Origin of the sequence: Halomonas cibimaris, from assembly GCF_039537045.1 — a bacterium.
GTDB lineage: Bacteria > Pseudomonadota > Gammaproteobacteria > Pseudomonadales > Halomonadaceae > Vreelandella > Vreelandella cibimaris.
The window spans coordinates 1-19,228 of record NZ_BAAAZT010000012.1 but is presented as its reverse complement, the minus strand read 5'-3'; the positions used below and the strand labels follow the sequence as shown (position 1 = coordinate 19,228).

At 64.2% G+C, this 19,228-nt stretch carries 19 protein-coding genes, 3 tRNA genes and 1 pseudogene; 16 read left to right on the top strand and 7 right to left on the bottom strand.

The genetic code is table 11. The features are described 5' to 3' along the window. Positions 1-159 precede the first annotated feature (159 nt). From ABD654_RS01250 to ABD654_RS01240, 3 genes are all read right to left on the bottom strand, one after another. Positions 160-246 (bottom strand) — tRNA-Leu (locus ABD654_RS01250). A gap of 42 nt (positions 247-288) precedes the next feature. Then, positions 289-375: transfer RNA gene (locus ABD654_RS01245), tRNA-Leu, on the bottom strand. Between the two features lie 77 nt (positions 376-452). Then, positions 453-539: transfer RNA gene (locus ABD654_RS01240), tRNA-Leu, on the bottom strand. 303 nt (positions 540-842) lie between these two features. Between ABD654_RS01240 and rnr the strand changes: the two genes are divergently transcribed. From rnr to rloA3, 13 genes are all read left to right on the top strand, one after another. Further along, complete coding sequence (gene rnr, locus ABD654_RS01235) at positions 843-3,152, top strand: ribonuclease R (RefSeq protein WP_344701494.1); 2,310 nt, start codon at positions 843-845, stop codon at positions 3,150-3,152. Beyond that, positions 3,149-3,940 carry a 23S rRNA (guanosine(2251)-2'-O)-methyltransferase RlmB gene (rlmB, locus tag ABD654_RS01230; RefSeq protein ID WP_344701492.1) on the top strand — a complete coding sequence of 264 codons (792 nt, stop codon included), beginning with the start codon at positions 3,149-3,151 and terminating at the stop codon, positions 3,938-3,940. Before rnr ends, rlmB begins: the two co-directional genes overlap by 4 nt. Before the next feature lie 167 nt (positions 3,941-4,107). Further along, the gene (gene rpsF / locus ABD654_RS01225) at positions 4,108-4,491 is read left to right on the top strand and encodes a 30S ribosomal protein S6 (protein ID WP_344701490.1); all 384 of its coding nucleotides are present in this window, start codon (positions 4,108-4,110) and stop codon (positions 4,489-4,491) included. Positions 4,492-4,550: 59 nt separating this feature from the next. Further along, positions 4,551-4,778, top strand: a complete 228-nt coding sequence (rpsR, locus tag ABD654_RS01220) for a 30S ribosomal protein S18 (RefSeq protein ID WP_179928855.1) — start codon at positions 4,551-4,553, stop codon at positions 4,776-4,778. Positions 4,779-4,790: 12 nt separating this feature from the next. Further along, on the top strand, positions 4,791-5,648 hold the full coding sequence (locus ABD654_RS01215) for a hypothetical protein (protein ID WP_344701484.1): 858 nt from the start codon (positions 4,791-4,793) through the stop codon (positions 5,646-5,648). Positions 5,649-5,670: 22 nt separating this feature from the next. Beyond that, a complete protein-coding gene (rplI, locus tag ABD654_RS01210) occupies positions 5,671-6,117 on the top strand; it encodes a 50S ribosomal protein L9 (protein ID WP_344701482.1) in 447 nt (148 codons plus the stop codon). Between the two features lie 166 nt (positions 6,118-6,283). After that, positions 6,284-7,684: a replicative DNA helicase gene (dnaB, locus tag ABD654_RS01205; RefSeq protein ID WP_344701480.1), complete on the top strand. Its 1,401-nt coding sequence runs from the start codon at positions 6,284-6,286 to the stop codon at positions 7,682-7,684. Between the two features lie 120 nt (positions 7,685-7,804). Next, on the top strand, positions 7,805-8,092 hold the full coding sequence (locus ABD654_RS01200; RefSeq protein ID WP_344701478.1) for a hypothetical protein: 288 nt from the start codon (positions 7,805-7,807) through the stop codon (positions 8,090-8,092). 221 nt (positions 8,093-8,313) lie between these two features. Beyond that, a complete protein-coding gene (gene hemH, locus ABD654_RS01195) occupies positions 8,314-9,387 on the top strand; it encodes a ferrochelatase (protein ID WP_344701476.1) in 1,074 nt (357 codons plus the stop codon). Positions 9,388-9,563: 176 nt separating this feature from the next. Continuing rightward, the gene (locus ABD654_RS01190) at positions 9,564-9,740 is read left to right on the top strand and encodes a DUF2256 domain-containing protein (protein WP_344701474.1); all 177 of its coding nucleotides are present in this window, start codon (positions 9,564-9,566) and stop codon (positions 9,738-9,740) included. After that, positions 9,725-11,116 (top strand): DASH family cryptochrome, encoded by a 1,392-nt coding sequence (locus ABD654_RS01185; RefSeq protein WP_344701472.1) that lies wholly within the window; start codon positions 9,725-9,727, stop codon positions 11,114-11,116. Before ABD654_RS01190 ends, ABD654_RS01185 begins: the two co-directional genes overlap by 16 nt. 78 nt (positions 11,117-11,194) lie before the next feature. Next, positions 11,195-12,460, top strand: coding sequence for a lytic murein transglycosylase (locus ABD654_RS01180; RefSeq protein WP_344701470.1), 1,266 nt, complete (start codon positions 11,195-11,197; stop codon positions 12,458-12,460). 11 nt (positions 12,461-12,471) lie between these two features. Further along, complete coding sequence (gene rloA3, locus ABD654_RS01175) at positions 12,472-13,029, top strand: retropepsin-like aspartic peptidase RloA3 (protein WP_344701469.1); 558 nt, start codon at positions 12,472-12,474, stop codon at positions 13,027-13,029. Positions 13,030-13,041: 12 nt separating this feature from the next. Here the strand turns inward: rloA3 and ABD654_RS01170 are convergent, their stop codons facing one another. Continuing rightward, positions 13,042-13,755: a 16S rRNA (uracil(1498)-N(3))-methyltransferase gene (locus ABD654_RS01170; protein ID WP_344701467.1), complete on the bottom strand. Its 714-nt coding sequence runs from the start codon at positions 13,753-13,755 to the stop codon at positions 13,042-13,044. Between the two features lie 140 nt (positions 13,756-13,895). Here ABD654_RS01170 and purD point away from each other — a divergent pair, with 140 nt between their 5' ends. The 3 genes from purD (at position 13,896) to ABD654_RS01155 (ending at position 16,515) form a co-directional block, all read left to right on the top strand. Next, entirely contained in the window at positions 13,896-15,215 is a 1,320-nt protein-coding gene (gene purD / locus ABD654_RS01165) for a phosphoribosylamine--glycine ligase (protein WP_344701465.1), read from the top strand. Next, on the top strand, positions 15,215-16,087 hold the full coding sequence (locus ABD654_RS01160) for a phosphoribulokinase (RefSeq protein WP_344701463.1): 873 nt from the start codon (positions 15,215-15,217) through the stop codon (positions 16,085-16,087). Before purD ends, ABD654_RS01160 begins: the two co-directional genes overlap by 1 nt. A gap of 86 nt (positions 16,088-16,173) precedes the next feature. Then, entirely contained in the window at positions 16,174-16,515 is a 342-nt protein-coding gene (locus ABD654_RS01155; RefSeq protein ID WP_344701461.1) for a histidine triad nucleotide-binding protein, read from the top strand. A gap of 73 nt (positions 16,516-16,588) precedes the next feature. Here ABD654_RS01155 and ettA read toward each other — a convergent pair whose 3' ends face one another. The 3 genes and pseudogenes from ettA to ABD654_RS01140 form a co-directional block, all read right to left on the bottom strand. Beyond that, entirely contained in the window at positions 16,589-18,250 is a 1,662-nt protein-coding gene (ettA, locus tag ABD654_RS01150; RefSeq protein ID WP_344701459.1) for an energy-dependent translational throttle protein EttA, read from the bottom strand. A gap of 157 nt (positions 18,251-18,407) precedes the next feature. Next, positions 18,408-18,842, bottom strand: coding sequence for a PAS domain S-box protein (locus tag ABD654_RS01145; RefSeq protein WP_344701456.1), 435 nt, complete (start codon positions 18,840-18,842; stop codon positions 18,408-18,410). Between the two features lie 72 nt (positions 18,843-18,914). After that, a pseudogene (locus ABD654_RS01140) lies at positions 18,915-19,228 on the bottom strand (RNA-guided endonuclease IscB); the annotation flags it as partial.

Here is a 19,228-nt window from a genome sequence, read left to right as displayed (position 1 = left end):
GGATAGAACGAAACAGAACAGGAGAAAAGCAGGACAGAGAGAAGTTAGTACAGAGAGAAATGAGTACAGAGGAAGGGCAGTGCAGAGAAAAATCAGTATGGGCAAGAAAAACACTGCAGGAGAAAGCAGGAAAAGATGCGCGGGCTGCCACCGTTGCGGTGGTGCCCGGGAGAGGACTTGAACCTCCACGTCCTTACGGACACTAGCACCTGAAGCTAGCGCGTCTACCCATTCCGCCACCCGGGCGCATCGTTGTTTTGCGTACTTGCCGTGTCGGTTATATTCGCGTGGTGCCCAGGAGAGGACTTGAACCTCCACGTCCTTACGGACACTAGCACCTGAAGCTAGCGCGTCTACCCATTCCGCCACCTGGGCGAATATAACCTTGTGCACCCGTTCATGTCTCGCAGCACGATCACGCTTTGCGCGACGATCTGCCTTGATCCATGAAATGGTGCCCGGGAGAGGACTTGAACCTCCACGTCCATACGGACACTAGCACCTGAAGCTAGCGCGTCTACCAATTCCGCCACCCGGGCAAGTGGCGCGTATGATACCGCCGTGATGATAAAACGCAAGCTTTTTTTATCGGCCGCCGGCGCTGCCCGCCCCGCACCGCTTGGCCGCGGGCCAGTGCCGGCGGCCTGTGTAGCCGGCTGCGGGTATTTGGCGGTTGGGTGATAGCGCGCGCAACGCTATACTGCCCGCATGATGAAAAGCACATTCCCCGAAAGAGCGCCCTTTTGTATCAGCGCCGCCGGCGCTGCATTTTACTGCTCGCCGCGCTCTGCGCCTGCCAGGCATGACCGCCTGCCACGCACGTCATCAAGGATGCCTACCGCATGAAAGAATGGACGTTACGCGATGATCCGCACGCCCGTCGCGAAGCCCACAAGTATTCCAATCCGGCGCCCAGCCGAGAGTATCTGCTGGCGGCGCTGGAAGCCTACGGCAAGCCGATCACCCACGAGAACATGAGCCGCATGCTGGGCCTGGACGATGACGAGCTTCAGGAGGCCGTGCGCCGCCGTCTGGCCGCCATGGAGCGCGACGGCCAGGTGCTGCGCAACCGCGGCGGCGCCTACGCGCTGATTGACAAGCTCGACCTGATCAAAGGCAAAATCATCGGCCACCGCGAGGGGTTCGGTTTTTTACAGCGCGACGACGGCAAAAAGCCTGACCTGGTGCTGCAGCCCCGGCAGATGCGCCGCGTCTTCCACGGCGACTACGTGCTGGTGCGTATCAGCGGCCGCGACCGGCGCGGGCGTGACGAAGCCACGATTGTCGACGTGCTGGCGCGCAACACCCAGACCCTGGTCGGCGTGTATCGGCGCAACACTCCTGAATTCGGCGTGATGATTCCGGAAAACCCGCGCATTACCCAGGAAGTCATCGTGCCGCACAGCGCCTGCGCCGGCGCTCAGGACGGTCAGGTTGTGTCGGTCAACATTACCCAGCAGCCGGCGACGCGAGTGCAGCCGGTAGGTGAGGTGGCCGAAGTGCTGGGCGAGCGCATGGACCCGGGCATGGAAATCGACATTGCCATCCGCAGCTACGAGATTCCCGCCGAGTTTCCGCCCGAGGTGATCGATCAGATCGCCTCGATTCCTGCCGAGGTCGAAGAAGACGACAAGCGCCACCGCATCGACATGCGTGACGTGCCGCTGGTGACCATCGACGACGAAACCGCCAAGGACTTCGACGATGCCGTCTATGCCCGGCCGGCCGAAGGCGGCGAGTGGAAGCTGATGGTGGCGATTGCCGACGTTTCACACTACGTGCGCCCGGGGACGCCGCTGGACGACGAAGGCCGCCGGCGGGGCAACTCGGTGTACTTCCCCGGCCAGGTGGTCCCCATGCTGCCGGAGCTTTTGTCCAACGGGCTTTGCTCGCTGAATCCGAAAGTCGACCGGCTGGTGCTGGTCTGCGAGATGACCATCACCGCCGCCGGCGAAGTGAAGGACTACCGCTTTTACGAAGCAGTAATGAACTCCCACGCCCGGCTGACCTATAACAAGGTGGCCGCGATTCTCGATGAAGACAGCGAAGACGGCGCGGCCCTGCGCGAGGAGTATCGCGATCTGGTCACGCCGTTAAAGCAGCTCCACGGGCTGTACCGTGTGCTGCGCCAGGCCCGTGAGGCCCGCGGCGCCATCGAGTTTGACACCACCGAAACGGCGATCGTGTTCAACGACGAGCGCAAGATTGAAAAGATCGTGCCGCGCAGCCGCAACGACGCCCACAAGATGATCGAAGAGTGCATGCTGGCGGCCAACGTGGCCACCGCGCGCTTTCTTGATACCCATGATCTGCCGGCGCTTTATCGCATTCACGAAAAACCCTCGGCCGAGCGGCTGGAAAAGCTGCGCCTGTTTCTCAGCGAGCTGGGGCTGACCCTGCCCAACGGCGACGACCCCACGCCCCAGGACTTTCAGGCGCTGCGGGAAAGCATCGCCGACCGGCCGGACGCCGACGTTATTCAAACGGTAATGCTGCGTTCAATGAACCAGGCGGTGTATTCGCCCCAGAACGAAGGCCACTTTGGTCTGGCTTACGACGCCTATGCGCATTTCACCTCACCGATCCGCCGCTATCCGGATCTGCTGGTGCATCGCGCCATCCGCTCGGTGATTCGCGGGCCGCGCAAGACTGATACGGTGCTGCGCGCCGAGGGCGCACCGGTCGAGCCGCCAAGCCAGTGGAGCCCCTACACGTTTGAGCAGATGCTGGAATTCGGCGAGCACTGCTCGATGACCGAGCGCCGCGCCGATGACGCCACACGCGACGTGGAAAGCTGGCTCAAGTGCGAGTTCATGTCCGACAAGCTGGGGGAAACCTTCGACGGTAGCGTGGCGGCGGTGACGCAGTTTGGCCTGTTCGTGCGGCTGGACGCGTTTTTCGTTGAGGGGCTTTTGCACATCAGCTCGCTGCCGTCGGACTACTACCACTACGAAGCCGAAAAGCACCGCCTCAAAGGCGAGCGTACCGGTACCACCTACCGGCTGGGCGATGGCGTCACCGTGCAGGTGGCAAGAGTGGACATGGACGATCGCAAGATCGACTTCATCCTGGCCGATGAACGCCCGCCGCGGCCGCAGCGCCCGTCGCGCCGTCGGCGTACCGGCTCGGGCGGCAAGGGTGATGCATCGTGAGTGCTCACGGCTCTGCGCATCGTCGGGGACCGCGCCCGCCGGAAGGGCTGGATCACGTCTTTGGCGTGCACGCCCTGGAAAGCCTGCTGGAGCGGGGCGAAGCGCCCCGGGCGCTGTGGGTGCAGCAAGGAGCCGCTAAGCGATTGCAGACGATCATCCGCCGGGCCCGGGACGGCGGTGCCGTGGTCAAGGAACACCCGCGGGAGGCGCTCGATCAGCTGACTCGCGGCGCCGCTCACCAGGGCGTGGTGGCGTTCTGCCCGCCGCTGGTGGCGGAAAGCGAGGCCTCACTGATGCTCAAGCTCAAGGCCTGGCCCCACGACACGCCGCCGCTTTTGCTGGTGCTTGACGGCGTGACCGACGTGCACAACTTCGGCGCCTGCCTGCGCAGCGCCGATGCCGCCGGCGCCCACGGCGTGATCGTGGCCAAGGACAAGGCCGCGCCGCTGAACGCCACGGTGCGCAAGGTCGCCTGCGGCGCGGCGGAGAGCGTGCCGGTGTATCAGGTGACGAACCTGGCGCGCACGCTGGGTGCCTTGAAAGATGCCGGGGTGTGGATTACCGGCACCGCCGGCGAAGCCGACCATAGCGTCTATGATATCGATTTCAGCGGCCCGGTGGCGCTGGTGATGGGCGCTGAGGGCAAGGGCATGCGAAGGCTCACCCGAAACGCCTGCGACTACCTGGCCAAACTGCCCATGGCCGGCGAGGTTTCCAGCCTCAACGTCTCTGTTGCCACCGGCATCTGCCTTTTCGAGGCGCTGCGCCAGCGTCGGCTTGCAAGTTAGCCGGCGCTTCCATAGAATGCCTGCGCCCGCTTTTTACCGGCGGGCATTTTTATCCGTTCTGCTTGATGCCCGGCAGCGCACCCGCGCGTCCGGCGCATTGTAGTATGACTCCTTGCTTCCTTGCGGCCGCGTGCCCAACGGAAGCTGCCAAACCGCAAGGAGATTCCATGCGTCATTATGAAATCGTGTTCATGGTCCACCCGGACCAGAGCGAGCAGGTGCCGGCCATGGTCGAGCGCTACACCGGCATTGTCACCGACAACGGCGGCACCGTGCATCGCCTGGAAGACTGGGGCCGCCGCCACATGGCATACCCGATCAACAAGATCCACAAGGCCCACTACGTGCTGATGAACGTCGAGTGCGAAGGCGAGACGCTTGAAGAGATCGAAAACATCTTCCGTTTCAACGATGCGATCATCCGCAGCCTGGTCATGCGCTGCAAGGAAGCCATCACCGAAGCCTCGCCGATGATGAAGCCGGTGGAAGAAAAGCGTCAGCGTCGCGACGACAAGCCGCGTGATGACAAGCCGCGCAGCGAGTCTGCGTAACGCCGCTTGCTGTTTTACGCCCTGCGCTTTATCTACTGCACGTATTAAGGAGCTGTTCCATGGCACGTTTTTTCCGTCGCCGCAAGTTTTGCCGCTTTACCGCTGAAGGCGTCAAGCAGATCGACTACAAGGATCTGGACACGCTGAAGGCTTACATCACCGAAACCGGCAAGATCGTTCCCAGCCGTATCACCGGCACCAAGGCACGCTACCAGCGTCAGCTGGCCGGCGCCGTCAAGCGCGCGCGCTACCTGGCCCTGCTGCCCTACACCGATAGCCACCAGTAAGCCGCCAACGCCATGCTGGCTTTTGCCCGTTGGCTGATGCAGCGCCCGAGCTACGCCGTGGGCGCTACGCTGCTGGCCTCGCTCATACCCTGGCTTTTTTGGCTGGGTGCGGCTATTGCCGCGCTGGTCACCTTGCGCAAGGGTGCTGCAGCCGCGCTGCCGGTTATCCTGGCCGCGGCCATTCCCGCCGGCTGGTGGTGGACCCAGGGCGACGTAGTGCCCCTGGCAAGCGTACTGCTGGCCACGCTGATGGGCGTGGTTCTGCGCGAGCGCATGCGCTGGAGCGAAGCGCTGCTGGCCGGCACCCTGGCCTGCGCTGCCATGATTGAGCTGGGCATTTTTCGCCCGCCGGGCGGCACCGAAGCCATGCTCGCACAGCTGCGCCAGAGCTCGGCCGAGTTCGACCGCATGGTCACCGAGCTTGGCCGCACCGGCTACGACACCACGCTGCTGGCCGACCTGGTCGTCAGCGGGGTAACCGGGCTTGTGATTTTGCTGCTGGCCGTTGCCTGCCTGGCGATCGGGCGCAGCTGGCAGGCCGGGCTTTATAACCCCGGCGGCTTTCGCCGGGAGTTTCACGCCCTGCGCCTGGCCCCGCGTGAGCTCGCCCTGCTGGCAGGGCTTGGCGCTATCAGCATGCTGTTCGGCATGGCCGGGTTTGCGCTGGTGGGCTGGGTGCCGCTGCTGATTGCCGGCGTGGCGCTGGTACACGGAATTATTGGATTAAAGGAGATGAACGGGCTGTGGCTCGGCGCATTTTACCTGCTGCTGATTACCACCTGGCCCATGATTCTCATTGTGCTGCTGTCAGGGCTGATTGATTCGTTCGCCAACGTTCGCGCACGCCTTGCCCGCAGCAACGGACAGTAGCAACTGACAAGAGGTTTACGAGATGGAAGTCATTCTGCTCGACAAGATTGGCAAGCTGGGCGGCCTGGGTGATCAGGTCACCGTCAAGCCCGGTTACGGACGCAACTACCTGATTCCCTACGGCCACGCCGTACCGGCCACCAAGGACAACATTGCCGCGTTTGAAGCCCAGCGCGCCGAGCTCGAAGCGCAGGCCGCCGAGCGCCGCGCCGAGGCCGAAGCTCGCGCCGAGCAGCTCAACGAGATTGAGCTTTCGCTGGTGTCCAAGGCCGGCGAAGAGGGCAAGCTGTTTGGCTCCATCGGTCCGCGGGATCTGGCCGACGCCATTTCCTCTGCCGGCATCGACGTGGCCAAGCGCGAAGTGCGCATGCCGGAAGGGCCGCTGCGCCAAACCGGCGAGTACGACATCACGCTGCACCTGCACGCGGAAGTCGACGCCGTGGTGCGCATTATCGTCGTGGGTGAATAAGCCATGACCGCATAAACGCCGCCGCGCCCCGAGGGCGGCGGCGCTATGTACGACGCGCAGAAGGGCGCGGGGAAACTCCCCGCGCCCTTTGTGTTCCCGGCCGCCGGCCGGATGTCGTATGCTTTCGCTGATTTTTTCGTTGACCGTGCTGCCAAGGAGCCTTGCCATGCCGGACACCACGCATGAGGCGCTGCCCGTGGATCAGCAGACCGCCGCGCTGAAGCTGCCGCCTCACTCGCTGGAGGCGGAGCAGTCGGTGCTGGGCGGGCTGATGCTGGATAATCCGGCCTGGGATCACGTTGCCGATCATCTGGCGGCGGATGATTTCTATCGCTACGAGCATCGGCTGATTTTCAACGTCATGGCGCACCTGGCCGAGGCCGGCCAGCCGCTGGACGTGGTGACGCTCTCTGAGGCGCTGGAAGCCCGGGACCAGCTCGATACCGTGGGCGGGCTTGCGTTTCTCGCCGAGCTTGCGCGCAACACCCCGTCGGCCAGCAACATCCGCGCCTACGCCGAGATCGTGCGCGAGCGCGCCACGCTGAGAAAGCTGATCCGCGCGGCCAACCAGATTGCCGACGGCGCCTTTGCCTCCCAGGGGCGCCCGGCGGATGAACTGCTCAACGAGGCCGAACGGCTGGTGTTCCAGATTGCCGAGGAGCGCCCCAAGGCCGGTGGCCCCATCGGCATGAGCGAGCTTTTGACCAAGGCCGTGGATCGTATCGACGAGCTTTTTAACCTCAAGGGGGAAATGACCGGGCTGCCCTCGGGGTTTCGTGACCTCGACGAGATGACCACCGGGCTGCAGCCGTCGGATCTGGTGATCATCGCCGGCCGGCCTTCCATGGGCAAAACCTCCTTTGCGATGAATATGGTCGAGCACGCAGTCATTTCCAGCGACAAGCCGGTCATGGTGTTTTCCATGGAGATGCCTGCGGAATCGCTGATGCTGCGCATGCTGTCGTCGCTTGGGCGCATTGACCAGACCCGTGTGCGTACCGGCCAGCTTGAAGACGAGGACTGGCCGCGGCTGACCTCGGCGGTCAATATCCTCAAGGACAAGCAGCTTTTTATCGACGATACCGCCGCACTTTCGCCCAACGAGATGCGCTCGCGCATTCGCCGGGTGGTGCGCGAGCACGGCAACGTAGCGCTGATCATGATCGACTATCTGCAGCTGATGCAGATTCCCGGTTTTTCCGAGAACCGCACCGGGGAAATTTCGGAAATTTCCCGCTCGCTCAAGGGGCTGGCCAAGGAGTTCGGCTGCCCGGTGGTGGCGCTTTCCCAGCTCAACCGCTCGCTGGAGCAGCGGCCCAACAAGCGCCCGGTGATGTCGGATCTGCGCGAGTCCGGTGCCATCGAGCAGGACGCCGACGTTATCGCCTTTGTGTACCGCGATGAGGTTTACAATCCCGACAACCCCGATAACCAGGGGCTGGCCGAGCTGATTATCGGCAAGCAGCGTAACGGGCCCATCGGCACTGTGCATATGGCGTTTATCGGCAAGTACACCCGCTTTGAAGACCTGGCGCCGGACAGCTACGGCGAAACCTTTGGCGAGTAGCGCGCCGGCGCAGATTGGCTTGTGCCGGCGCGCTTGAGACTCGCCGGCGAGCACGTATAATGCCCGGCCCGTTGCACAAAGCGCCGGTATCCGGCTCACATATCACAAAGAGGAAACACGATGGCAGGTGGTTTTCGCCGAGGTAAACGTACGCCCAAACTGCAGGCGCGTGGAGAGCTTCAGGCCGTGGAGCGCGAAGGGCCGTTCAAGGAGTGGCTGGGTATGCCCGATCTGTACCGCTATGCGCTGAAGGTGGACGGAGAGGCCTACAGCTATCAGACCGAAGATGCCGAGCTGCCCGTGGCCATCGGTGATCGGGTGGTGTTTCGCTACAAGGAAACCAAGGCCGGCAACTGGATTGACCGCAACTCTCTAGGCAAGGCCATTGATCCGTCTGAATACCAGTGACGGGTTGCAGGGGCGCTTTTGCATTTTTGCATAGCGCCGTTTTGCCAGCGGGCTTTTGTTAAGAGTGGCTTTGTGAAGACAATCTTTTCGAGACCGGTTTCATCAAAAACTATTTGATCAATAGTTATACAACGCGTTTTTCGGGCACAAGGACGTACCGCGCTGTGCGGTAAAAGTGCTATCATCCGGGCTTATGACAACGCCGGATTCAGGAGAGACGCATGAGCACCACGATAGCCAAGGATCAGCCGGGTGAGGGCCGCCTGGCTCACGCCGACAGCGACCACCCGCCCATTGCACCGGCAAAGGTCGGTGTTGTGCTGGCCAACCTCGGCACCCCGGACAATACCGACTACTGGTCCATGCGCCGCTACCTGGGCGAGTTTCTCTCTGATCGGCGCGTGGTCGACTACGCCCGCTGGAAGTGGCAGCCGATCCTGCAGCTGATCATTCTCACCCGGCGGCCTTTCGCTTCCGGTCAGGCCTACAAGGGCATTTGGAATACCGAACTTGACGAAAGTCCGCTGCTCACCATTACCCGGGCGCAGACGGAAAAGTTCGCCCAGCGTATGCAAGCCCTTTACGGCGACGACGTGGAAGTCGATTTCTGCATGCGCTACGGCAACCCGTCTACCGAAAGCGTGCTCAACCGCATGGCGGAGAAGGGCTGCAAGCGCATCGTGTTCTTCCCGCTGTACCCGCAGTACGGCTCGCCCACCACGGCCACGGCCAACGACCAGGCGTTTCGCACGCTGATGAAGATGAAATGGCAGCCGGCCATTCGCACGGTGCCGGCCTATTTTGATCATCCGGGCTATGTGCGCGCTCTGGCGGCGTCGGTGGTGGACGGCTGCGCCGGGCTTGACTCGGCGCCGAGCAAGCTGGTGGCAAGCTATCACGGCGTGCCCGAGCGCTACCTGCTGGAAGGCGACCCCTACCACTGCCAGTGCCAGAAAACCACGCGCCTGCTGCGCGAGCAGCTGGGCTGGGAAAAAGGCGATATCGACACGGCCTTTCAGTCCCAGTTTGGCCCGGAGAAGTGGGTGGGGCCGGCAACGGTAGACCACGTCGCTGAGCTGGCGAAACAGGGGCACAAGCATATTGCGGTGATTTCCCCGGCGTTTTCCGCCGACTGCGTGGAAACTCTGGAAGAAATAAAAGAAGAGATCCACGACAGCTTCATGGCCGCCGGCGGCGAGACCTTTACCTACATTCCCTGCCTGAACGACCGCGACGATCATATCGACGCGCTGGTCGATATCGCCAACAACGAGCTTGGCGGCTGGCTGCGCTAACCCCGTCACGGCGCATGTACCTGCCCGCTCTTGCCTCGCCCTCCGCCAGCGCCGCCGTACCCGTCGAGGGTTGCGGCGGCGCTGCACCGTGATTTCCCCGCGACGCGTCTCTTTTGTGTACATTCATTGTACGACGTGTTTTTATTGTCGAATTATTGATATCCAGCGAGCGAGCCATGCAGCGCAAAGCCGACCTGCCGCACAAACGCTGCGCCTGCTGCCAGCGCCCCTTTGCCTGGCGCAAGAAATGGGCGCGCTGCTGGGACGAGGTGCGCTACTGCAGTGAACGCTGCCGCCGCCAGGCACGGGCCGCTCGCCGCCACCGGGAGACGCCGCTATGTCCCAGACCGTGACCGACATCATCTGGCTCAACAATGATCTGCGCGTAGCGGATAATCCGCTGCTGCGCTTTGCCTCGCCGCCCGAGGCCATGCTGGTGGTGTATGTGCTGGACGGTCGCGAACTGGACGCTTGGCACCGCGAGGAAAGCGGAATGCGCCTGGGGCCTGCTCGGCTGACGTTTATCTGGCAAAGTCTGATGGCGCTGCGCGGCGAGCTGCTGCGGCTGGGCAGCGATCTGCTGGTAAAAATCGGCACGCCGGCCGATGAGCTCGCCGCGCTGTGCAACACGCTACGCCCGCGCCGGGTTCGAGTAAGCCGCCAACCCTGCTGCGATGAAGCGGCTCAGATCGATGCGCTACGATCAAAACTGCCGGCCGGCACCGCGCTTGAGGTGGTTGCAGGCAACACCCTGGTTGATACCGCCGCCCTGCCGTTTGCCCTGGACGCGCTGCCGAGCACCTTTTCGGCGTTTCGCCGCCGCGTGGAAAAAGACGCCGAAATTCCCCCGGCCTTGCCCGCGCCGGTGACGCTGCCGCCCTGGCCGGATGACGCATCGCGCGGCTTTCCGCCGCTTGCCCGGCTGAGCCGGCAAAGCGCCGCCTGGCAGCCCGACCCGCGCGGGCAGTTTGACTACGTCGGCGGCGAAGCGGCCGGGCACAAGCGCCTGGAGGCGTATCTGTGGCAAACCGGCGCGTCGCCTGCGCCTTCGGGGCCGGCGCACTATAAACAGACGCGCAACGGCCTTGCAGGGCCGGATTTTTCCACCCGCCTGTCGGCCTGGCTGGCCCGGGGGTGTCTGTCGCCGCGCCAAGTGCATCAGGCCGTCAAACGCTGGGAGGCGCGCCACGGCGCGTGCGAATCCAGCTACTGGATCACCTTCGAGCTGTGGTGGAGAGACTACTTTCACCACGCCGCGGCCCTCGACGGCAGCGGGCTTTTTGGCCGCCGCGAGCTGCCCCCGCTCAGCGATGCCTTCTGCGCCTGGCGCGACGGGCGCACCGGCATTCCCTTTATCGATGCGGCCATGGTCGAGCTTGCCGCTACCGGCTTTCTTTCCAACCGCGCCCGGCAGAACGTCGCAAGCTATTTGGTCAAGGATCTGGGCGTGGACTGGCGGCTGGGCGCGGCCTGGTTCGAGCACTGCCTTGTCGACTTTGACGCGCCGAGCAACTGGGGAAACTGGCGCTACGTCGGCGGCACCGGCCGCGATCCGCGTCGCGACCGCTACTTCAACGTGCTCAAACAGGCCGAGCGCTACGACCCCGACGGGCATTACGTGGCCCGCTGGCTGCCCGAACTGGCGGCGCTGCCCGCCGCCTTGCGTCACCGCCCGTGGCGCCACGCGCCGGAGCGCTTTGCCCCGCCCCGGGTCACTCCGCCCGCCTGACGGGCAGGCGCCGGGGCTGGCGTTGGCCGCGTTTATAAGGGACCATCGCTTCTTTGCCCGCGACAACTGAGGAGCGCCATGTTGCCTTTTATCCCCGGTGTGCTGTCTGCTCGATCAGGTCTTGCCCGCGCCTCGCTGCTGGGCGTACTGCTGGCGGCCGGTAGCGTTCAGGCCGAAAGCGCGCTGATGCAGGAAGTCGATAGCCGCTCGGCGCCCGAGGCCAGCGAGCAGCGCGCCGGCTTCGTCGACTGGCTGGGCGCGTTTCGTCGCCGCGCCGCAGGTCAGGGCATCAGCGAGCGCACCCTTGAGCGAGCGCTGGACGGCGTGCGCTACCGCCCCGAGGTTATCGAAAACGACCGCTACCAGCCGGAATTCGTGCGCCCGATATGGCAGTACCTCGACACCGCCGTTTCCAGCGCCCGGGTGAACACCGGCCGGGAAAAGCTTGCCGCCCACCGGGCTACCGCCCGGGCCATGCAAAAGCGCTACGGCGTGCCGGCCGAGGTGATCGTGGCGATCTGGGGCATCGAGAGCAACTACGGCCGCCATTTCGGCGACTATTCCACGCTGGACGCTTTTGCCACCCTGGCGTTTGACGGCCGCCGGCGCGACTTTGCCCGCCAGGAGCTTTTGGCCGCGCTCAAGATCATCGATGCCGGGGACATTGCCGCCGACGACATGGTGGGCTCCTGGGCCGGGGCCATGGGCCATACCCAGTTCATCCCCTCCAGCTTTCGCGCCTACGCGGTAGACGGCGACGGCGACGGCCGCCGGGATATCTGGGGCAGCATCCCTGACGTTATGGCCTCCACGGCCAACTACCTCAAGCGCGCCGGTTGGCAGCCGGGCCAGCCCTGGGGCACCGAGGTGCGCCTGCCGGAAGACTTTGACTACGCCCAGACCGGGCAGCTGAGCACGGCCCAGTGGCGCCGGCGGGGCGTGCGCGCCGTCGACGGCGCCACGCTGCCCGAGTTTGCCGAGGCCAAAATCATCGTGCCCGCGGGGGCCGAAGGCCCGGCGTTTCTTACCGGCCCCAATTTTCGCAGCATCCTGCGCTACAACAACGCCACCAGCTACGCGCTGGCCGTGGCCAAGCTAAGCGATGCCGTTGCCGGGCGCAGAGGCATCGTCAACGCCTGGCCCCGGGAGCAGGCGCCGCTGACCCGGGACGACGTAACTCGGCTGCAGCGGCTGCTGAACCGGGCCGGCTATGAGGTAGGCGGCGCCGACGGCATCATGGGGCCCAATACCCGCAAGGGGCTGCGCGCCTTTCAGCGCGATCAGGGCCTGACGGCGGACGGCTTTGCCACCCAGGCGCTGCTCAAGCGGCTGGAAAACAGCTAACGGAGTACTGTATGACCGCATGCGTGACGCGAATGCTCGCCGGGCTGGCGGCCGGCTGCCTGCTGGCGGCCGGCGGCGCCGCTGCCGACTCGTCCGAGGTGTTGGGCTGGGTCGAAAAGGCCGAGCTCAAGCCGTGGGACATCAAGGTCAAGGCCAAGCTGGACAGCGGTGCGCTGACGTCATCCATCGACGCCCGAGACATTGCATCTTTCACCCGAGACGGCGAAGACTGGGTGCGCTTTCGTTTCCGGCTGGAAGACGAAGACACCGGCGACACCGTTACTGAAGAAGTCGAGCGCCCGCTGTATCGCACCCTGACCGTGCGCGGCGCCGGCGGGCGCGACCAGCGCCCGGTGGTGCTGCTCAAGCTGTGCATAGGCAACACCGTGTACGAAGAGCAGTTCAGCCTGCGCGATCGCAGCGCGATGAACTACCCGGTACTGCTGGGGCGGCGCACCCTTGGCCATCTTGGACACCTGGACGTAGGCCGAACCTTTACCCGGGATGCCGAATGCGGGGAAGACGCCGAGTTTGTGGCGCACAAGCCGCACGCGCAAGACGACGACTAGCCTGCAGGCCGCCTAGAACAGCCGCGACAGCAGGGCGGTCACGGCGGTTTCCACCCGTAAAATGCGCGGGCCCAGGTGCATGCCTTCGCAGCCGGCGGCAAGCAGCCGCTCGACTTCCCAGTCGATAAAGCCCCCTTCGGGCCCCACGACCAGCACCGCAGGCTCGCGCAGCCCGCGGGGGCAGGCGTTGGCCATGCCCGGATGCGCCACCAGCCCGCGGCGGGTGCTCAGCAGCCCGGGCAGCACGTCTTCGACAAAGGGGCGAAAGCCGCGGCGTAGCGTCACCTCGGGCAGTACGGTATCCCGGGCCTGCTCCAGTCCCAGCACCAGATGCCGGCGGATTTTTTCCGCCGCCAGCTCCGGCGACTGCCAGTAGCTTTTCTCCACGCGCCGGGTATGCAGCAGGGTGATGTCTTTGACTCCCAGCGCGGTGACGTGCTCCAGCGTGCGCGCCAGCATGCGCGGGCGGGGCAGGGCCAGCACCAGATGCACCGGCAGCGCCGGCGGCGGGGTCTGGGTCAGCGGCGCGCAGTGAAACGTAGCCTGCTGGTCGTTCAGCGCGGTGAGCTCGGCGCGGCCCATGGCGCCGCCGGCCACGCCTACGGTCAAATGCTGGCCGGGCGCGGCGCGGTGCACCTCGCGCAGGTGGCGCAGGCGGCGCGGATCGCGGATCGTCGCGTTGCCGTCGGCGGTGATATCCTCAGGGCTGAGTAAAATCAGGTTCATGGCGTATCGGTTGATGGGTGGGAAAAACGCCGGCAGGGGCTGGCCGGCCCGGCGCTTGGCTGTGGCATAATACGCCTCTGCAGCGCGCCTGGCGAACGCGGCACCGGCGCCCACGACGCTTTAGCTCAAGAAGGGACAGCATGAAGGTACTACTCATAGGCGGCGGTGGCCGCGAACACGCGCTGGCGTGGAAAATCGCCCAGTCGCCCTCGGTCGAGCAGGTGCTGGTGGCACCGGGTAACGCCGGCACGGCCGGCGAGCCCGGCCTGACCAACGTTGACATCGCCGTCACCGACATCGACGGGCTGGTCGCGCTCGCCCGTAGCGAGCAGGTCGGCCTGACCGTGGTCGGGCCCGAAGCGCCGCTGGTGGAAGGCGTGGTGGATCGTTTTCAGGCGGCCGGGCTTGCGATCTTCGGCCCCACCCGGGCGGCGGCCCAGCTGGAAGGCTCCAAGTCGTTTGCCAAGGATTTTCTGGCTCGCCATGCCATTCCCTCGGCGGCCTATCAGACCTTTACCGAGGTGGCCCCGGCGCTTGACTACATGCACAGGCTCGGCGCGCCCGTGGTCATCAAGGCGGACGGCCTGGCAGCCGGCAAAGGCGTGGTCGTGGCCGCCAGTGAAAGCGAAGCCGAGGCGGCCATTCGCGACATGCTGGAAGACAACGCCTTCGGCGATGCCGGCGCCCGGGTAGTGGTCGAGGCGTTTCTCGAAGGCGAAGAAGCCAGCTATATCGTCATGGTGGACGGCGAAAATATCGTGCCCATGGCCACCAGCCAGGACCACAAGCGCGCCTGCGACGGTGACACCGGCCCCAATACCGGCGGCATGGGCGCCTACTCGCCGGCGCCGGTGGTCACCCCGGAAGTGGACGCGCGCATCATGGAGCAAGTGATTGCGCCTACGGTGCGCGGCATGGCCGCCGAGGGCAACGCCTACACCGGCTTTCTCTACGCCGGGCTGATGATCGACGCGGCGGGCAACCCCAAAGTCATCGAATACAACTGCCGCTTTGGCGACCCGGAAACCCAGCCGATCATGCTGCGCCTTGAGTCCGACCTGGCCGAGCTGTGCCTGGCCGGCGCCAACGGCGCGCTTGCCGGCCGCGAGTGCCGCTGGGACAGCCGCGCCGCCGTGGGCGTGGTCATGGCCGCCGGCGGCTATCCCGGCCGCTACGCCAAAGGGGATGCGATCAGCGGCATCGACGCCGCCGAGGCCGGCGGCTGCAAGGTGTTTCAGGCCGGCACCGCAGTGGACGCTGACGGGCGCTTGCTTACCGCCGGCGGGCGCGTGCTCTGCGTTACCGCGCTGGGCGAGCGCGTGCTCGACGCCTGCGACGCCGCTTACCGGGGCGTGGCCTGCGTGCACTGGGACGGCGCACAGTACCGCCGGGATATCGCTCACCGCGCCATTGCCCGGGAAACCGAGCAGGCCGCCGGCGCCGCGCCTCGGGGCCGCTGATGTCCCGCGAGTATCCGATCATTGCCGTTACCGGCTCGTCCGGTGCCGGCACCACCACGGTGCGGCGCAGCTTTGAGCGCATGTTTCAGCGCGAAGACGTGCACGCCGCGATAGTCGACGGCGATGCCTTCCACCGCTATACCCGCGACGACCTGCACCGCATGTACTGCGCCGAGCCCGAGCGCTACGAAAAGCTGTCGCACTTTTCCGTCGAGGCCAACCTGATGGACCGGCTGGAAGCGCTGTTCGTGGAATACGGCGACGGCGGCAGCGGCCAGTACCGCCACTATATTCACGCCGAGGATAAGCAAAAGGTGGAGGCGGGCTATAAGGTCGGCACCTTCACCGAATGGCGGCCGCTGCCCAGCGGCACTGATCTGCTTTTTTACGAAGGGCTGCACGGCGGGCTGGTCACCGAAGAGTACGACATTGCCCGCCACGTGGATTTGCTGGTGGGCGTGGCCCCGGCGATGAACCTGGAATGGATCCAGAAAATCGACCGCGATACCCGGATGCGCGGCTATTCCCAGGAAGCGGTGATCGACACCATTCTCGGGCGCATGGGCGACTACGTGCGCTGCATTCAGCCGCAGTTTTCGCGCACCCACATCAACCTGCATCGCGTGCCCGCGGTGGACACCTCCAATCCCTTTGAGGTGCAGGATATTCCCACCGACGGTGAATCGTTTGTGGTCATTCGCTTTCGCGAGCACTCAAGGGTGGACTTTCCCTGGCTGCTGGCGATGATCAGTGACTCGTTCATGACCCGGCCGCACACCCTGGTGGTGCCCGGCGCGCGCCTGGCGCTGACGCTGGAGCTGATCATGGCGCCGCTGTTGCGCCAGCTTCTGGCCGAGCGGCGCTTTTACTAGCGCTGACCGTGGCGTATGCCGCGCAAAAACGCTACCGTAAGCGCAGCCGTGCGCGGCAGCGTTGCGGATTGCAAGGAGGAAAACGGATGGAATGTTTGTTCTGCAAGATGATCGAGCGGGAAGTGCCCGCCGACATCGTTTACGAAGACGAGCACGTGCTGGCGTTCAACGATATCAATCCTCAAGCGCCGACCCATGTGCTGATCATCCCCAAAAAGCACATCGCCACGCTCAACGATATCAACGAAAGCGATCTGGAAACCGTAGGGCGGCTGCAGTACGCGGCCGCGAAGCTGGCCAGGCAAAACGACTTTGCCGAAGACGGCTACCGCGTGGTGATGAACTGCAACGAGATGGGCGGCCAGACCGTCTATCACATCCACATGCACCTGCTTGGCGGGCGCGAATTCACCTGGCCGGCGGGCTAACACTTAAAGCACTGAACACAAAAAAGGCACCCTCGGGTGCCTTTTTTGATCGTACATGCTGCGCGCTGCGCTATTACGCGTCGATGCGCTTGTACTTCATGCGCTTGGGCGTGTCGCTGCCCACGCGCTTTTTGTGGTCGGCTTCGTACTCGGTGTAGTTGCCGTCGAAGAACTCCACGTGGGAATCCCCTTCAAACGCCAGAATATGCGTGGCGATGCGGTCGAGGAACCAGCGGTCGTGTGAGATCACCAGGGCACAGCCGGGGAAGGCCAAAAGCGCTTCTTCCAGCGCCCGCAGGGTCTCGATATCCAGATCGTTGGACGGTTCGTCAAGCAGCAGCACGTTGGCGCCCTGCTTGAGCGTCTGGGCCAGCTGCAGCCGCCCACGCTCGCCGCCGGAGAGCTCGTCGAGGCGCTTTTGCTGGTCGTTGCCCTTGAAGTTGAAGCGGCCCACGTAGGCCCGGGACGGCACTTCGTAGCCGTTGATGTTGAGGATATCCTGGCCGTCGGATACCGCCTCCCAAACGGTCTGCTTGTTTTCCATGTCGTCGCGCAGCTGTTCGACATAGGCGGTTTCGACGGTTTCGCCCAGCACGACCTCGCCGGCATCGGGCTTTTCGGTGCCTTCGATCAGCTTGAACATAGTGGATTTGCCCGCGCCGTTGCCGCCGACGATGCCGACAATCGCACCGGGGGGAATGGCAAAGCTCAGGTCGTCGTAGAGCAGCTTGTCGTCAAAGCGCTTGGCGACGTTGTGAAACTCGATGACCTTGTCGCCCAGGCGCGGGCCGGGCGGAATATAGATCTCGTTGGTTTCGTTGCGCTTTTGAAAATCGCCGGACTGCATCTCCTCGAAGCGGTTCAGGCGCGCCTTGCTCTTGGCCTGGCGGCCCTTGGCGTTGGAGCGCACCCACTCAAGCTCTTTCTTGATGGCCTTTTGACGCGAGGCCTCCTGCTTGGATTCCTGGGCCAGCCGCGCTTCTTTCTGCTCCAGCCACTGCGAGTAGTTGCCCTCGAAGGGAATGCCCTCGCCGCGGTCGAGCTCAAGAATCCAGCCGGCCACGTTGTCGAGGAAGTAGCGGTCGTGGGTAATCGCCACCACGGTGCCGCTGTAGTCGTGAAGAAAGCGCTCCAGCCAGGCCACGGACTCGGCGTCCAGGTGGTTGGTGGGCTCGTCGAGCAGCAGCATGTCCGGGTTGGACAGCAGCAGGCGGCACAGCGCCACCCGGCGACGCTCACCGCCGGACAGGTTGCCCACAGTGGCGTCCCAGGGCGGCAGGCGCAGCGCCTCGGCGGCGACTTCCAGCTTGCGCTCAAGGTTGTGCGCGTCGGCGGCTTCGATGATGTTTTCCAGTCGCGCCTGCTCGGAGGCCAGCGCGTCGAAGTCGGCATCCGGCTCGGCGTAGGCCATATAGACGGCCTCAAGCTCTTCCTGGGCCTTTTTGATCGCGCCGAGGGCTTCTTCTACCGTGTCGCGGACGTTGTTGTCATCATCGAGCTCCGGCTCCTGGGGCAGATAGCCGATGTTCAGACCCGGCATCGGGCGGGCTTCGCCCTCAAACTCCGTATCGACACCGGCCATGATGCGCAGCAGCGTGGACTTGCCCGCGCCGTTCAAGCCCAGAACGCCGATTTTGGCGCCGGGGAAAAACGACAGCGAAATGTCCTTGAGGATTTGCTTTTTGGGCGGCACGATCTTGCCGACCCGGTTCATGGTGAAGACGTATTGCGCCATGGATATCCGATAGGTTGGTAAACGAAAGCGTCGGCGGCCGCTGCGTGGGCTGCCCGGGCAAACGCGCCGGGCAGCGGGATTACACGCAAACAGGGCCGGATTGACAGGGCCACGATGATAGTGCCGGGCGACGGGAAAGGCCAGCGTTGCCGGCGGCTTACTCGGCGGCATTGGCGCGCTTGAGTGCTGCAAGCTCTTGCTGCGCTTCTACCCGGTCGGTCACATCCTTTTGCACGCCGATGTAATACATCAGGTTATCGGCTTCGTCGAATACCGGGGTAATCGACAGCTCGTTGTAGAACATGGTGCCGTCCTTTTTGTAGTTGCGCAGCACCTGCCGGGACGGCAGGCCCTGCTTCAAGGCGCGGCGGATGGCATCAAGCGCTTCCTGGTCGCGGTCATCGCCCTGCAGAAAGCGGCAGTCGCGATAAAGAATCTCGTCTGCGCTGTAGCCGGTCAGGCGTTCAAACCCCTTGTTGACGTAGATCAGGATGTTTTCGTCGCCTTCCTGCTCGGCCACGACAATGCCGTCTTCCGAAGCGTCAACAATGCGTTCCAGCAGCGCCGGGCTGATCAAGGGAGATCGTGTCATCAGAACTTGCGCGGGATACCCGGTACTTCGAGTGCCGGGAGGGATAGCGCGTCACCCGCAGGGCGACCCGGATTATGCCACCGCCTGTCCCGCTCCTCCTTTCCGTTGGTGAGTGGTTATTGTGAGGTGGTAGCCGTAGCCATCTCCACGTTGGATAACGGTGCAGTATGTGTGCGAAATGCCCTGCACTGCTTCCTGTTGGGTCTGGATATTAAAGCGGCCGGTTTTGCGGACGGCCACACGGCCCGTATGCGTGCCGGCTTTCCTGCCGGTGGGCACGGTGGCGCTTACCATGTCGCCGGTCTGAAAACCGTGTACCTGTTTTTGTCGCATCAGGTAGCCACGCGGAAAACCGTGTTTGGTCAGTCGAGTGCGCTGATAGCTGC